The sequence below is a fragment of the Pseudanabaena sp. UWO310 genome (genome assembly GCF_006861605.1).
Lineage (GTDB): Bacteria > Cyanobacteriota > Cyanobacteriia > Pseudanabaenales > Pseudanabaenaceae > Pseudanabaena.
Genome location: NZ_SELU01000025.1, coordinates 1 through 15,422 on the forward strand (window position 1 = coordinate 1; position 15,422 = coordinate 15,422).

At 43.8% G+C, this 15,422-nt stretch carries 12 protein-coding genes; 6 read left to right on the forward strand and 6 right to left on the reverse strand.

Annotated elements, in window-relative coordinates; translation table 11 throughout:
- Window positions 1-105 precede the first annotated feature (105 nt).
- From PseudUWO310_RS10090 to dnaB, 4 genes are all read right to left on the reverse strand, one after another.
- A complete protein-coding gene (locus PseudUWO310_RS10090) occupies window positions 106-2,136 on the reverse strand; it encodes an HAD family hydrolase (protein WP_142600694.1) in 2,031 nt (676 codons plus the stop codon).
- A 173-nt stretch (window positions 2,137-2,309) separates the two neighbouring features.
- On the reverse strand, window positions 2,310-3,155 hold the full coding sequence (locus tag PseudUWO310_RS10095; RefSeq protein WP_142600696.1) for a hypothetical protein: 846 nt from the start codon (window positions 3,153-3,155) through the stop codon (window positions 2,310-2,312).
- 451 nt (window positions 3,156-3,606) lie between these two features.
- Window positions 3,607-4,209, reverse strand: coding sequence for an antibiotic biosynthesis monooxygenase (locus tag PseudUWO310_RS10100; RefSeq protein ID WP_142600698.1), 603 nt, complete (start codon window positions 4,207-4,209; stop codon window positions 3,607-3,609).
- A gap of 238 nt (window positions 4,210-4,447) precedes the next feature.
- A complete protein-coding gene (gene dnaB, locus PseudUWO310_RS10105; RefSeq protein ID WP_009627294.1) occupies window positions 4,448-5,830 on the reverse strand; it encodes a replicative DNA helicase in 1,383 nt (460 codons plus the stop codon).
- A gap of 558 nt (window positions 5,831-6,388) precedes the next feature.
- Here dnaB and PseudUWO310_RS10110 point away from each other — a divergent pair.
- From PseudUWO310_RS10110 to PseudUWO310_RS10120, 3 genes are all read left to right on the forward strand, one after another.
- On the forward strand, window positions 6,389-7,966 hold the full coding sequence (locus PseudUWO310_RS10110) for a hypothetical protein (RefSeq protein WP_142600700.1): 1,578 nt from the start codon (window positions 6,389-6,391) through the stop codon (window positions 7,964-7,966).
- 640 nt (window positions 7,967-8,606) lie between these two features.
- Entirely contained in the window at window positions 8,607-9,263 is a 657-nt protein-coding gene (locus tag PseudUWO310_RS10115) for an Npun_F0813 family protein (protein ID WP_142600703.1), read from the forward strand.
- A gap of 114 nt (window positions 9,264-9,377) precedes the next feature.
- A complete protein-coding gene (locus PseudUWO310_RS10120) occupies window positions 9,378-10,313 on the forward strand; it encodes a hypothetical protein (protein WP_142600705.1) in 936 nt (311 codons plus the stop codon).
- A 58-nt stretch (window positions 10,314-10,371) separates the two neighbouring features.
- Here the strand turns inward: PseudUWO310_RS10120 and PseudUWO310_RS10125 are convergent, their stop codons facing one another.
- Window positions 10,372-11,064 carry a sugar transferase gene (locus PseudUWO310_RS10125; protein ID WP_009627298.1) on the reverse strand — a complete coding sequence of 231 codons (693 nt, stop codon included), beginning with the start codon at window positions 11,062-11,064 and terminating at the stop codon, window positions 10,372-10,374.
- Window positions 11,065-11,105: 41 nt separating this feature from the next.
- Between PseudUWO310_RS10125 and holA the strand changes: the two genes are divergently transcribed.
- From holA to infC, 3 genes are all read left to right on the forward strand, one after another.
- Window positions 11,106-12,089, forward strand: a complete 984-nt coding sequence (gene holA, locus PseudUWO310_RS10130) for a DNA polymerase III subunit delta (protein ID WP_009627299.1) — start codon at window positions 11,106-11,108, stop codon at window positions 12,087-12,089.
- Between the two features lie 223 nt (window positions 12,090-12,312).
- On the forward strand, window positions 12,313-13,443 hold the full coding sequence (aroB, locus tag PseudUWO310_RS10135) for a 3-dehydroquinate synthase (RefSeq protein ID WP_142600707.1): 1,131 nt from the start codon (window positions 12,313-12,315) through the stop codon (window positions 13,441-13,443).
- 179 nt (window positions 13,444-13,622) lie between these two features.
- Window positions 13,623-14,147, forward strand: coding sequence for a translation initiation factor IF-3 (gene infC, locus PseudUWO310_RS10140; protein ID WP_009627301.1), 525 nt, complete (start codon window positions 13,623-13,625; stop codon window positions 14,145-14,147).
- Between the two features lie 230 nt (window positions 14,148-14,377).
- Here the strand turns inward: infC and PseudUWO310_RS10145 are convergent, their stop codons facing one another.
- Window positions 14,378-15,229: a hypothetical protein gene (locus PseudUWO310_RS10145; RefSeq protein WP_142600710.1), complete on the reverse strand. Its 852-nt coding sequence runs from the start codon at window positions 15,227-15,229 to the stop codon at window positions 14,378-14,380.
- Window positions 15,230-15,422 lie beyond the last annotated feature (193 nt).

Sequence of the window (15,422 nt, forward strand, 5' to 3'; positions counted from 1 at the left end):
GTATTTTTCTTTTTAAGTAGTTCGGCATAATTAAAACCCAGAAGAGCATACCGCCCGCGCAGCGGGCGGTATGCTCTTCTGGGTTTTAAGTTTACTTATGCCTAGCTACTTAGTATTTTTTAGTGACATTACTAATTTTTTACAGCGCTTCAGGATTTTGCGTTGAGCGATCGCTATGGGTAGGTAAGCTTTAACTAAGGGGGAGCTAACGAGCAGACTTGCCTCATACCATGCATTGCGATGGACGGTAAACCCTGCGCTTAAGGCGATCGCATATTTAAATACATCGACCACTCGGAAAGGCATCGCCCAATAAAAATGATATAGCTCGTTCGGATCGTCAAAGAATGGACAATCCGTAAAGGCTTCGGCTTCCTGTTGCGTAGGAGTATCATTAAAAGTCAGAAATAGCCGATCTAATGCTTCGCGCCAGAGTTTTGGGGAACTAAGAAAAATTAAGTCCGTAGGCGATCGCTCCACGAGATGGCGGACAAACGCCATCACCGATTGCTGGAAAAATTCTAACCCCCATGTTAAGGCTGGCTGGTTATGGGGATGCTTAAGAAGAGGAACTACGGAACCATCTGCTTGCAAGACATAATCAAGGGTGGTTCCTTCACAGCCCGCACAAAATACTTCCATCGCGGAAACGTAGCGATAGTCAATATCATTGCGAAGTCCCACGGCATGATTTAAGTTAAAGAAAAAGGCTATTGCTTCTCCTCGGTGCTTCAGTCCACCGCTAGGCTTGTCCAAGGCAAAGTAGAAACCAACAGGATTCCTCGTACCAAATAGGGCAAAGGCATTTTCCAAGGAAATTTGCAAGCTACCCCGCCAGCCCACATCCACTAGCCCAAAGGCTTGCCCATCCAACATCTTTTCCTGATATAAATAGGCTTTTAAAACTTCACGTTTCTGCGCTGCAATTTGCAGAACTAGCTCCTGAAGAGGTTCGTGCTTTTCTAGCTTCGTTCGCAATGTAATTCTTTCTTGGGCAGATAAATTCTTTTGCCAAAGCTCGAAAGGATAACCGAGAGCGGTAAAAATTCCCTCGGCAGTAGAGCGATCGAGACACATTCTGGCGAGCAAACTATTAATGCTGAAGATGTCCGTATCATCAAACATCCATTCCCAAAAGGCTTTATCGATCTTAGTTAATCCAGGCATTCTTAAAGCTTGCCGACTGACGTAGAGATAGCGCAGTTCCACCTCTGGATAAATCTTCGGAGCAAGTTCTTGAGCGATTTGCAGTAATATCTCGCCATCCCTTGCCAAAAAATAGATGCGGGCAAGTTGTCGAGCTTTCGCCTGCTGTAAGATCCAGATCGTATAGGCGGTTAAAATTGGTGCGGCTACTGAAGCGGCAATATCGCCAATGATTGCTTCTTTTGATGTTTTAGGCTCCCTCGATAGGCGGGTATAGCGAGATAGCCCTGCCAAAAGAGAAGTAATGCCGTTGGTAGATCGAGCATTCGCTTGCAGGATGGACTCATAGCGATTGGGATTGGCATTATCAAAATGAATCGCTTTAATTCCTAACTCACGCGGCTTAGCCACATCGGGTTGCCAACTATTACCAATATGCGTTAGCTCTTGAGGACGCAGTTGTCTATCGGCGATCGCTTTTAAAAATAAATCCCCCGATCCTTTAGATTTGCGGTACTGACATGATACATAGAGGCGATCGCCAGTTTGCCAAAAGCCATGCTGCCGCAATCGCTCCTCAAGAAAAGCTTCAGGCAAATACATATCAGAGAGAAATAACACATGGGGATGCGATCGCCTTGCTTGTTCTAGCAATGGTCGCGCCTGCGGTACAGCCACTAAATATTCTGCTTCTACATCTAATTCCAATTGCTTTAGTTTCTGGATCGTTTCCGCAGGGATTTCTAAGGTATTGGCAACTTCCCGATAGATCTCATCTAGGGTCACTTCACCAGCTTCATAAAACAAGCGCGATCGCCGTTCGGCATTAATTCTAACTTCCTGAAAAGTCTCCGCCGTAAAGTTAATCCAACCAAAATGTAAAGCGCGATCGCCACAGATTCTAAAGATTTCCGTTGGTTCGCTAACCAGTCTAGTCAGCAGCGTATCAAAGATATCAAAGCTGTATATTTGTGACAATATTTGTGACATAGCGGCATTTGGGAATTAGTGATGAGAGTTTCTAGAACAAATTAGCAATTGAAGACTAATTTACATGTCTACAAATTGGGCTTAAGTAAATATAAAACCCTAAAACCTGCGGCGCACGCGCAGCGTGCGCCGCAGGTTTTAGATCTGGATTTTATGCCCAGCCACTTAGGTGACTATGGGTGAAAGAACACAGATTGCCAAAATTTATGTCTGATATCGCTGACGTAGTGGCGCATAGCAGTTTGTTTGGTGACAAAGCGATCGGGATAGACAAACTGATCGTCCACATTCATCACATATTTATCGCGATCAAGGGCAAGCCCGCGATTGGACTTGATCGTCAAATTTACAATGGTTTGCTCGGAGAAGTAATTGGGAAGTTCTGGGAGCTTTGCCAATCTCTGTACTGGTTCTTGCCAATCTAAAGCTTTTTTAAATAGAATGAATCCCGCATTAATTGGCTCTTGCTGCTCGATATCTGCATAAATGAGGCGTTTGTCTAGGGAGTTCTTACAGTCTGGCAAATAATAGGTAGCCGAACTTTCAGTAGTAGCTAGTTCGGCTAGATGGGAAGCTCCTTGAAAAAACAAAATATCGGAATCTGTATAGAGGGTTGCCCCATCAATCGGAATAGACATGAGAGCTGCGAGCTTTTTGCCCATCGCCTGCTGAGAGGCATATTCATAGACTGATTGGGGCAAGTCTTCTCTTTGAAATTTAGTTAAAAGCTGAACATCCACACAGGGATGAATCCGTCGCAATAGCTTAATACTCTCTTCAGTATAACTTCCATCGGACATGACCGTAAACAATTCGGGAATTCCCACATTACGAAGGAACGATCTCAGACTTGCTACTTGTTCGGGTAAATCCCTTTCGCAGGATAGGGCATATACTTTGATGGGCACTTGTCGCTCTTGGGCGATCGGCAAACTAACTAGAGTCGAAAGGCTGGATTTATAAATGGATCGGAGGAAGTTTCCTTGGATTTTTGCTGCATGATAGCCAATGTTTACCATTCGTTCCTCTTCAAGTTAGTTGATTGATGGTGAAACTTAAAATAGCTGGGCATCAGTAAAAAACAGATCCAAAGCCCTTGGCATATGCGCAGCATGTGCTATGGGTTTGGGATTTTATATTTAATTGAGCCTAGCCAGTTACATCGCAATTATAAATCTGAAATAAGCGATCGCTATTAAAAGTTTTTCATTTTTTGAAGATCTCCATTCCAAGAGGAATAGGCTCTGATTTTATTGTTTAAATATGCTGATGTAATACCAATTCCCAAAATGGCAACGCCATTTTGGGAATCTCAAACCCTTACTGGGTTTTCAAGTTAAGAAATAGCGTAGCCATTTCTTAACTTGGTAAGTAGTTCGGCATAATTAAAAACCATATCAAAAAACTGTGGCGCACGCTGCGCGTGCGCCACAGTTTTTTGGGTTTTATATTTTGCGCCTAAATAATTACTTATCGCCGTTTATGTTTTGTCAATCTATTTGTTCTATTTGTTGATGGATAGAGCCAAAAATTGAGTATTTTGGTCAACCAAGGCATAACTGGATAGGTTAATAGGGCAGATACAAAGATCACCGAAATAAATAGCCCTAAAATCGATGGCAATCCCTGCAAAAAAGGATTGAGAATTAAGTTGGCGAGTAGAATTAATGGATATACGGCGATCGTTCCCACAATTACCTGCTTGTAATAGGCTGGCGATGGATTCCCTAATGTGCTTTTAGGAAGGGTAAACCACAGTTCTAATCCCTTGGACTGGTGCTGTTGCGATCGCTTAGAAATAAATTTTTGAGAATCTTGCATCCATGCTTGATAAATATCTGAAGCTAGCCAATTTTTGTAGTGATCGTAGTTATCAAATTTAACGATAAAAACGTATTCAGGATATTGCTGATTGCGGGGACGAATTACTTCAACCCCCATAAACCCCTCAAATTGCTGTGCATCTTGGTTAATTCCTTTTGTCCAAGCTTCATATTCTTCTATAAGATTTGGTTCGACAACTTCGGAGATGACTAAGGTAATCGGATCGGATTGTTGTCCAAAGTCCTGCATAGCTTTACCAATAATATAGTCAGGATAGCTAATTATAGCGATCCTAGCCGATTTGTTAGCAAGGGCAATTCATCCCAAAGCTCAAAATGGCGTAGCCATTTTGAGCTTTGAAAATCCTTACTGGATTTGGTTTTTAATTCACAAAAGTATCGTCACACTTTCGTGAATTGGTTTAAAACCCAACAAACTGTAGCGCACGCTGCGCGTGCGCTACAGTTTGTTGGGTTTTAATTAATTTCTAATTACGGCTGGAAGCCATATTTTCAAACTTGGTCAGGCGGGGTTCAAATAGTAGCTTGACCGTGCCAACGGGACCATTACGGTGTTTGGCAATGATGATTTCAGCGACTCCGCGATCGGGCGTTTCGGGGTTGTAATACTCATCACGATAGAGATTAATCACTAAGTCGGCATCCTGCTCGATCGAACCCGATTCTCTCAGGTCTGATAGCATTGGACGCTTGTTGGTTCTGGCTTCTACCCCTCGACTTAACTGGGATAGAGCAATCACAGGTACATTTAATTCGCGGGCTAAAGCTTTGAGCGATCGCGTAATGCGGGAGATCTCTTGGACGCGATTGTCGGAACCCGAACCTTCCATTAATTGCAAATAATCAATTAAAATCAGTCCGAGTACCCCCCCTTTTTCTGATTGTAAACGGCGAGCCTTAGAGCGTAATTCCGTAATCGGGGGATTAGGGGTGTCATCGATAAAGATGGGCAGTTCAGAAAGTCCACTGATCGCCATCGCAACAGTGCCCCATTCATTTTCGCTAATCTGTCCCGTACGCAGACGATTGCTATCAATGCCCATGTCACTGGAACGCACCTTAGACTGACTAGCTAGTAAGCGATAAACTAATTGCTCCTTAGACATTTCCAGACTAAAGATCGCCACGGGCAATCTATGGATCTCTGCCATTTTGCGAGCTACTTCTAGCCCAAAGGCAGTTTTACCCATTGAAGGACGACCAGCCAAGATAATCAAGTCCGATCGCTGCAAGCCATTCGTCATGGCATCAAAATCATAAAATCCTGTAATTAAACCCGTCGCTGTGGAATTACCCGTACCAAGGGAGTTGAACCGATTTTCGAGTTCGTAAAAGGTCTTAGTGAGAATATCGGCGGCGGGGGTAAGCCCCTGCTGAGCGCGAGATTGGGTCACCGCAAAAATCTTTTGTTCGGATTGATCGAGGAGTTGCGGCAGTTCGATTTCATTGCTGTAACTAATCTCAACTACGCCTCTGGCGGCTTCAGCCAGTTTACGACGGGCATATTTATCAGCTACTAGTTGCGCGTAAAAGTCGATATTGACAGCGCTGACGGTGCGATCGCAAAGCTGGGCAATTTTGGTTTGACCGCCGATTTTTTCGAGCATATCGCGATCGCTGAGCCATGTGGTCAAACTCATCATGTCCGTCGGATTGGACTGATTATTTAACATCAAGCAGGCTCGAAAGATTTCCTGATGTGCTGCGACATAGAACATTTCGGGACGAAGAGTATCGAGCACCCGTGACACTGCCTCTGGATCGATCAAGATCCCGCCTAAGACGGCCTCCTCAGCCTCAATATTTTGTGGAGGTAAGCGATCGCTGATAGATTCAAAGTCTTTGCTCATATAACTTGCTGTCTGGATTTAGCTGTCTGGATTTAAATGTCTGGATTTATACCAATTCCCAAAAGTGTGGCTACACTTTTGGGAATTGAAAACCAAACCCAGTAAGGGTTTTGAAATCACAAAATGGCGTAGACATTTTGTGATTTGGTATTAAATGTCTGGGAAAGTATTCGGAAATGGGAAAGCGAGTTACAAGGGCATAGGTAATTCTACGTTTTAATTGCAAAATTATAGCTATCGCCCAGTGTATCAGGACATAAAACCGAAAAGAGAGATGTGGGGCTTTGCCTCACATCTCTCTTTTCGGTTTTAATGTTGTAGCTACCGCCAGTCTTGTTAGGACAAAATTAGAACCCAAGATCGTGTTGTCGCGCGGAGCGCGACAACACGATCTTGGGTTCTATATCCTGATACAGTTGGCGGTAGCCATATCATGGCAAGAGATCGCGCTCAAATAGACGAAGGTGGTGCTTTGCGCCACCTTCGTCTATTTGAGCAAACTTGGCGACAGCGATACCGTCACGATTGCTATAGTGCTGTTAGTAATGAGCGATTGATATGGGATTTGAGGAAATATTTGTTTTTGTCGTCGTGGGATGGGTAGCGAGCTATCGACAGCGATCGCTTGCCACACCCAGCAGTCAAGAACCAAACCATCAGTCACAAACCTTGGTTTTGTGGATTTTGGCAGTTGTTTTGCCAAGTTTAGCGATCGCATGGACAACTCTCCAGCAAACCGCTTTACCATTAATTTTTGTAACAACTTGCTTCTTGCTTTGTATATGGATTTATCGCACTTGGTATCCAAGTTCTAACTCAGATATTTCTAACTCGGGTATTTCTAACTCGGATATGGAAGCTAGCTTAAGTCTTTATGCCCATGAAGAAAAACAACTGAAAAATTGCTTCCCTCCCGCTATCTATTTATTAAAAGGGCTGGAATACCGCGATCAAGAAATTTATTGTCGGGGCAAACTGCGATCGTCAAACCCCAAATATGCCTATGACCTAATCGCTAAAAATCTGCAACAAATCTTTGGCGATCGGTTTACCTGCTATTTAGAAGAAAGCCCGTTAGAAAATGTCGGCACCAACTTTGGCAACAATCAAGATACGCAAGAAACCGCTACTAACTATTGCTTTTACCTGCGCCCGCAAACCATCGCCAGAACACAAAATTTGCTTCAGAGTTGGCTCTTAAGTAGCCTTAGCATTTTATTAACGATATTGGCTCTGTTCGTCGTTGGGGCAAACATTGCTCGCATTGAAGACTTGAGCTTAATGGATTTACAGCGGGGAATTCCTTACGGTTTGGGGGTGATGGGAATCTTCATGGCAAGAGCGATCGCCCATTACTGGATCGCCAAACAATATAAATTGTCCTATGTTCCTCCGCTTTTCTTGCCCTGCCTAGGTAGTTTCGGGATGTTAGGCAGTCTCAATAGTTTTTTGGATGAAGGATTTAATGAAACCAAAAATCTTGCCAATCAACGTCGCATCCTCTTCGATCTAGCTGTAGTACCGACGGTGGCGGGCTTAGTCATTTCCGCTTTTTTCATATTCCTAGGTAGCTTTTCCCCAGTTCCCAGCGATCCCCTGATTGCGAATCCAGCCATAACGCCATCTTTCTTAACGAGTGAGTTAACGACTGAGTTAACAACCAAGCTAATGCCCAAACTCGCGACCTTTGAGTCTAAAGATTCGATTTTGGCAACCCTATTACAAACCGTTTTTTCAATAGGCAGATCGGGAGTTACCGCAATCAATGGCTCAGAGGCGATCCCCTCGCTTTCGCCACTGACCCTCGCAGGTTGGGCGGGACTCGCCCTTAGTGCTTTACAACTCATGCCCTTTGATTTACTCGATGGCGGAAATTTAGCGATCGCCATGTTCGGACATCGGCAAGCAGTCGTCATTTCGCGCATTACGAGACTTGTTCTAATCGCGATCGCTTTATTTGCCCAGCCTTGGCTGAGAATTTATAGTCTCTTACTATTTGTATTGCCTGCCCCACGCGCCCTACTCTTAAATGAAAATTTCGCCCTTGACCGCAGACGCGATCTCATCGGCATGATTTTAATGGCGATCGCCTTACTGATTATCTTGCCCTTGCCTAAGTCTTTGCTAAGTAGCTAGGCATAGCCCAAAAGCCCTTTAGCGCACGCTGCGCGTGCGCTAAAGGGCTTTTGGGCTTTATATTTATAGCTGTCGCCTGTACTAGGACATAAACCCCAAGAATTGACTGGCGGCGCTTCGCGCCGCCACTCATCTTTATGGTTACGTCACAATACTGATGATGACTTTTATTTTGCTTGGCAAAATGAAAGCTCAAAAACCTTGCGGGGACAAATTTTTTGTTTCCAAATAAAGGTATAGCTATAGCCAAATAAGTTAAGACATAAAACCCAGAAGAGTGTTGCGGCGCGAAGCGCCGCAACACTCTTCTGGGTTTTGTTTTTTTCCTAACATAACTGGCTACTGCTATAACTTCATTTGAAAATCACTAAAAGTACTGCTATAAGTACTGTAATAACAATTCCCAAGATGGCAATGCCATTTTGGGAACCTCAAAACCTTACTGGGTTTAGTTTTTAATTCACGAAAGTGTGACAACACTTTCGTGAATTGGTATAAATTGTCAGATAGAAACCACCATAAATCCTAGATAATTTAAATTTCAAGACGTTAATGTGATTTTGGGATTATCATTAACCTTGGCATTAGGTAGCCACGATTTGTTGCTACTGGTAACATCAGTTAAGTCAACAGTAGAGACATGTTCATCCTGAAGCGCCAAGACGTTGAAATTATCAACGTCCAAAACCCACAAAATAAAGATCAACAAATACCGATTCTGCAATATCAGGGGCAAACATTTAGATTACTCAATATGTTTGGCGATAATCGCGATGAAGCTTTAGCACTTTGGCGCGACTTAACTGATAACAAAGGTAAAGCTTGTGTATTACTAGAAGAGCCTCAACGCTTTAGCGTGTGGGGCAGGGTTAAACTCGACCAACTACATACAGCTCCTAGCCAAAGTTCTTCGTCGGGTACACATCTTGTACAAGGTTGTTTACTGATATTGCAAGCTGTATATCTTGAGATTGAAGATATCCTTGGAGTTAGGCAAGCAGGCTCTTTTAAGCAAGATTTACTTAAGTTCATGCAACAGGGTAAATTTGCTCAAAGTGAAACAATTTCGGTGCTAGAAGAAGTTTTATCCATCAACCCACTTAATAGCGTCCAAATCCCAAACTGGGATGAGAGTAAGTTGCAACTTCTTTTAGGTGAAATCCATCGACTAGCATCTTCCTATTTTGGAAATAATAGTTTTGTTGATAGCGCGATCGAAGCCTTAAATGAATTACCCGAAGCAGCATCTGTCTCTACTTGGTTGGCAAAAACTCCTAAAGGTAAGCTCTGGCAGTAATCTCCCTTACTGTTTTTGGCTTTTTATTTTTTGCTGTGGTAGATCGCGCAATATTTGATATTTTCTTGTTTTAAATACTTTATTTCCTATGGTTGTAGCCAAGGTTCAAGATACATGAGTAGAGCCAAACCTCCCTCCCCATCAGGGATTTCCACACAATCTATTGTTTGGGCAGCGATCGGATGGGCAGCCACAGCCTTGATTTACTATCTATTCCTAAGTGCCCCAACCGATGGTCCCCATACCATCAAGCCAGAAGAATGTGAAAAAGTAGTTAAAGGACTCATCGTTAGACCCAATTGGTATCGTTACGGTACTTACCTTTTTCAAACTGTAGCGATCGCCTGTTCGGGGTTACTGTGTTTGCGTAACTGGCGCAGCGCCAAAATCATCAGCGGTCGTAACGTTTGGCTTGGGTTAGGTATAGGTATTCTATCTTGGGGTATCGGCAATTTGACTTTTGGTTATCTCGATTTTCAATATCAGAGTGGATTGATCGCGGGTGGTGCTAAAGGTGCGAAGGAGTTGGTAAAGACATTTCCCTCGATCGCTGACATTTTTTTCACAGCTACTTACCTATTCTTGTCATGGGGAATGGCAATGTCCGTAATCGGACGAAGGCTCAATCTCTATCCCAAACAATGGGCGATCGTTGGCGGTGTAGGACTGTTGGGAATCGGGCTCGCCGCTTATGTGACCTTTGGGGTGAGCGGTGAAGTAACGCTGGATTTGGGGAAAACTCTTAATATCATTTACGCTCTGGGTGATATTTGGTTACTGATTGTGGCAACGATTCTTCTTTTGGCTTTTTGGGGTGGTAAAGCTGCCCAATCATGGCGATTACTGGGCAGTGCTGGCATCGCGATGTTTTTTGGGGATTTATGGTTCAATTACAGCAATAATATCAGCGATATTTGTAAAGCTAAGCCCTATCAGAGTGGTGAACCTGCGGAGTTTTTCTGGATTCTAGCCTTTATTCTCTGGGGTATGGCCGCTGCACTAGAATTTGATTTATCGTCCCGCTCAACGGGTCGAAGTCGCAGAAGCTAATTACTAGCTAATTACCAAAGTAATAAAAAACCGACCTTGGGTCGGTTTTTTATTACTTTTAGTAAGCACCATTACCTTTGGGAAAAATGACTACCAAGATGGTCTTAAAAATCAAATGGAGATCGAGCAAAAAACTCATACGCTTTACATAGCTAGCATCTATCTGCACTCGTCTTGAATAAGGAATGTCATTCCGTCCTGATACTTGCCAAAGTCCCGCAATGCCTGGGCGAACACTGAGAACCTTATCGATCGCTGAGCCATATTTGACGAGTTCCGCCTGCACTAATGGGCGCGGTCCCACGACACTCATATCGCCTACCAGTACATTCCAAAACTGGGGTAACTCATCTAGACTCGTTGTTCTCAAGAATTTACCGATTTTGGTGATGCGCGGATCGTGCTTCAGCTTAAAGGATGCTTCGTATTCAGCACGACTAATGGGACAGGAATTCAAATAGTCTTCAAGCGCTTGATCCGCTCCGTTAATCATGGTTCTAAATTTGATGCAGTTAAATTTAGAACCATGTAAACCAACTCTCGGATGAATATACAAAACCGATCCACGAGAACTGATAAAAATCAATATCGCAATTGCCAGATAAATTGGCGAAAATAAAGTTAGGACAATTGATGCAAATACGATATCAAAGACTCTTTTTCCCCAAGTTGCATAAAGATCTGTGCGATCTGTTACCGAATTCTTTGTACGGAGGCTAACTTGACTATTTGCTTTGCTTCTAGTAATCATCAAATCTCTACACCACACCACATAGTTGAACTAATCATACAATGCCTGTCTACTTTTATTGGGGCGATGATGACTATCAGATTTCCCAAGCAGTTAAAAAACTGATAGATACCCATGTCGATCCGATGTGGCGTGATTTTAATTACGTGAAAATCAATGCTACAGGGGATCTGGAAGTGATGGACGGACTCAACCAAGCGGTAACTTCACCCTTTGGCATGGGTAGCCGTTTGACTTGGTTAGCAGATACAGCGATCGCTCAGAAATGCAGCGAATCCCTATTAGCGGAGCTAGAAAGAACCTTTAATCATTTACCCATCGACTCCTACATCTTATTTACCTCATCAAATAAGCCAGACGGGAGAGCCAAATCTACCAAGTTACTCCAGAAGTATGCCCAGATATTGGAGTTTTCTTTAATTCCTCCTTGGAAAGTCGAGGCAATCGCTCAACTCGTCAAACAAGCTGCCACTGCGATTGATTTAAAGCTATCTACGGATGGGGTGGACTTACTCGTTGATGCGATCGGTAATGATACCCGCCGCTTGACGATGGAACTCCAAAAATTGCAATTATCGCATTATGGTAAAACCCAACCTCTTACCGCTAAAGACATTGCGCCCCTCGTCCAAACCTCCGCTCACAATAGTTTGCAACTGGCAAGTGCCATTCGCTTAGCCAATACGAGTCAAGCCCTGTCCTTAATTTCTGAGTTGCTTCGTAATAATGAGGTAGGGTTGCGCATCTGTGCTACTTTGGTGGGTCAATTTCGGACATGGCTGTGGATTAAGCTGATGCAGGAATCGGGAGAGCGGGATGATAAGGCGATCGCCGATGCGGCGGAAATTGGTAATCCCAAACGGGTGTATTTCCTCAAACAAGAAGTGCAGGGGCTAAACAGTCAAAAGCTCATGCGATCGCTAAGTATCCTGTTACGCCTAGAAGCCGATCTCAAGCATGGCAAAGATGAAAATGCCACATTACAAACCGCTATTATCGAGTTATGTCAAGCAATGACTAAATAAGAAACCATTTAAGAATTACTTTCTGCGGTCAAAAACTCTAAGAGATCCCCCTCAATCCCCCTTAAAAAGGGGGAAGAATTTAATTCTCCCCTCTTTTTAAGGGGGGCTGGGGGGATCTATACCAATTCTTAAATGGTTTCTAAGAGAAAGTGACGCAGAGCGCCACTTTCTCTTTCTGGACGATCGCCTGTTACCATAGAAGCTAGACCATTTATTTAGAAATATGCCCGATTATTCCGCGCTAGTTTCCGTCGATCTCCACAATGACTCTCAGCCTAATCGCAGTTATGACATCGCGATCGCAGCCCATAGCCTCAAACATTTGGGGGCGAAATTATTAGAAATTGGTTTAGGCAAAAAAAGCAAAAAAGTCTTAATCGTCTCGAATCCAGTCATCTACAAGCACTATGGCGAGACCGTAACAGCATCCTTACATGACGCGGGGTTCGATGTAGCCCATCTCATCTTGCCAGCAGGTGAACGCTTTAAAACCGCCAACTCCCTCCAAAAAATCTATGATGCCGCGCTTGCCCATCGTTTAGAACGCTCGTCAGCGATCGTCGCCCTCGGTGGTGGCGTGATCGGCGATATGTCTGGCTATGCTGCGGCAACTTGGTTGCGTGGCATCGATCTCATTCAAGTACCAACGACACTTTTGGCGATGGTGGACTCAGCGATCGGTGGCAAGACGGGGATCAACCACCCTCAAGGCAAAAATTTGATCGGAGCCTTCTATCAACCGCGTTTAGTCTGGATCGATCCTGAAGTTTTGAAAACTTTACCTGCCCGTGAGTTTCGCTCAGCCATGGCGGAGGTCATTAAGTATGGCGTAATTTGGGATCGCGAGCTATTCAATCTCCTTACCCAATGCGATCGCCTTGATCGATTGAGCTATATTTCTGCGGAACTTTTACAGGCTATTCTCTACCGCTGTGCTAAAGCCAAAGCCGAAGTAGTCTCTAAGGATGAAAAAGAAGGTAATCTACGCGCCATTCTTAATTACGGACATACAGTCGGTCATGCGATCGAATCCGTTACCAATTATCGCCTTTACAATCATGGTGAAGGGGTCGGTTTAGGCATGGTAATCGCAGGGGCGATCGCCGTAGAAATGGACATGTGGTCAGCTAACGACCAAGCTCAACAGCTTGCACTGATTACCAAAGCCCGTCTGCCTCAAACCTTGCCAGCAGATATTGATATTGAGGCGATCGTGGCGACCCTCTCCACGGACAAGAAGGTCGAAGCTGGTCAAGTGCGCTTTATTTTACCTACAGCGATCGGATCGGTAACTCTAAGCGATCGGGTAACCTCAGAAATGGTTAAACAAAATTTACGAAAAATAATAGTCTAATACTTGACACATTAAGTGGTAGTTCGTACTATACTTAAACGTTTATGTCAAGTAAAAAATTTGCTAAGCTTAAGCATATCAACTATTTGATATGAATACAGCACCCAATACCTACATAAATTTGTAAACCACTAGTAATTTAAACCAATACCCCAAAGAGTCTAGACAACAGAGATTTCATGACTAAAAAGCCAATTAAAGACCTCCCCCAAATCAACGAACGCATCAGATATCCAAAAATTCGAGTCATTGATATGGAGGGAGAGCAACTCGGCATCCTAACCCCCAAAGAAGCCTTGAAAATGGCTGAAGAAAAAGAGCTAGATCTTGTGTTGGTCAGCGATAAGGCAGATCCTCCTGTTTGTCGGATTATGGACTATGGCAAATTCAAGTTTGAACAGGAAAAGAAAGCCCGCGAAGCTCGTAAAAAACAACATACCTCCGATGTTAAAGAAGTAAAGATGCGTTACAAGATTGAGGAGCATGACTACAAAGTGCGCATCAATCATGCTGAGCGCTTCTTGAAAGAAGGAGATAAGGTTAAAGCAACAGTAATGTTTCGCGGTCGGGAGATTCAACACGTAGATCTTGCCGAGGTTTTATTGAATCGGATGGCAAGCGATCTTGAATCTGTCGCCGAAATTCAGCAATATCCCAAACGCGAAGGTAGAAATATCACGATGCTAATGGCTCCTAAGAAATAAGAACAAAATCCTGAATAATAGGTAAAAGAGAAGGATATACAGAATCCTTCTCTTTTTTAATGGTTAATGAACGTGAGTTAAAAACCCTTACTGGGTTTGGTTTTCAATTTCCAAAAGTGTAGCCACACTTTTGGAAATTGGTATAAGAGATAGCGAAGACGGATCAAAACCCCAAAGATGAGTGGCGGCGCGAAGCGCCGCCACTCATCTTTGGGGTTAAGCAAACCTCTTTATCGTTGTTCGGGGGCTGGAAGTGCTAATGGAGGAGCAGGAGGAGTCTGCTGCTGGGCATTGGTAGTACCAGTCTGGCTAGCATTAGGATCCGTCGCCCCAGCAACTGCTGCACCGACAGGACGAAGCACTTCAACTCCATTTTGTTGCAACACCACAATTGGTGGCTCCGCATTAGTATCAATGCGCTTCACTAATACCTTGCCATTGGAAATCAACTGACCTGCCTTCACATAGCGAGAAGTTGACTCACCCGAAGCGCTGACAATCGCAAAGATTGTACCTGAAATTTCAATAGTCCCCGTGACTTTTGTCCCTTCAGCGGCTTTTGTATCAGGAGGGGTAAAGACTTTTGCACTATTAGAGGTTTTGACTACAACCGCAGCTCTAAGCTTTGGTGGCTCTGGTGGCTTGGAGAGCAAAGTTTCTAACTTTGGTACTGGGTTAATAACTGAGCTAGTAAAGGGATCGCGTGATTGTTTAGAGTCAACGCCAATTTTTTTCTCTAGTTCCTGAACCCTTGCTTGCTTATCAGTAGTAGCAATGAGGTCTTGGGGCTTTTGTTGTCCTGCCACGAAGGGAGCATTAAAAGTTTGAACTTTAGGCGTTGCCGCAGCGACTGGCACAGTACTTGTGGTTGCATCAGCAATAGTGGGCAATGGTTTGCCCTCCTCTGCAAGTTTTCTCATTTCTTCGCAATCAGTGCCAGCCTTAAACTTAGCGGATTTGGTAATTCCTTGTTTGATTTCTCGCGCTGTACTGATCGTACATTCGGTTGGTGTACTATCACCACAAGCACTAAGGATTGTAGTAATGCTAAGAATCACGCCAGCTAGGTAATAGATACGCATAAAAAGTTCCTCTGCTGCCTACTTAGTTTTCGGTACAGCGTCATCCGATGTTTGTCGATTTTGACTGCAAGATAGTAAAGCATTATGGTAGTTTTGGCAATCACTAAAAATATAAAACTGCTATTCTAGAGATTGCCTCAGGGTTGATTCTTGATTAACTAGCACTAATGCAAGGATGAAGTGCAGCGCTCAG

Bases quoted from the DNA above. Each gene is read 5' to 3' on its own strand.
- PseudUWO310_RS10090 (WP_142600694.1), bottom strand. From the start codon at position 2,136: ATGTCACAAATATTGTCACAAATATACAGCTTTGATATCTTTGATACG.
- PseudUWO310_RS10095 (WP_142600696.1), bottom strand. From the start codon at position 3,155: ATGGTAAACATTGGCTATCATGCAGCAAAAATCCAAGGAAACTTCCTC.
- PseudUWO310_RS10100 (WP_142600698.1), bottom strand. From the start codon at position 4,209: ATGCAGGACTTTGGACAACAATCCGATCCGATTACCTTAGTCATCTCC.
- dnaB (WP_009627294.1), bottom strand. From the start codon at position 5,830: ATGAGCAAAGACTTTGAATCTATCAGCGATCGCTTACCTCCACAAAAT.
- PseudUWO310_RS10110 (WP_142600700.1), top strand. From the start codon at position 6,389: ATGGGATTTGAGGAAATATTTGTTTTTGTCGTCGTGGGATGGGTAGCG.
- PseudUWO310_RS10115 (WP_142600703.1), top strand. From the start codon at position 8,607: ATGTTCATCCTGAAGCGCCAAGACGTTGAAATTATCAACGTCCAAAAC.
- PseudUWO310_RS10120 (WP_142600705.1), top strand. From the start codon at position 9,378: ATGAGTAGAGCCAAACCTCCCTCCCCATCAGGGATTTCCACACAATCT.
- PseudUWO310_RS10125 (WP_009627298.1), bottom strand. From the start codon at position 11,064: ATGATTACTAGAAGCAAAGCAAATAGTCAAGTTAGCCTCCGTACAAAG.
- holA (WP_009627299.1), top strand. From the start codon at position 11,106: ATGCCTGTCTACTTTTATTGGGGCGATGATGACTATCAGATTTCCCAA.
- aroB (WP_142600707.1), top strand. From the start codon at position 12,313: ATGCCCGATTATTCCGCGCTAGTTTCCGTCGATCTCCACAATGACTCT.
- infC (WP_009627301.1), top strand. From the start codon at position 13,623: ATGACTAAAAAGCCAATTAAAGACCTCCCCCAAATCAACGAACGCATC.
- PseudUWO310_RS10145 (WP_142600710.1), bottom strand. From the start codon at position 15,229: ATGCGTATCTATTACCTAGCTGGCGTGATTCTTAGCATTACTACAATC.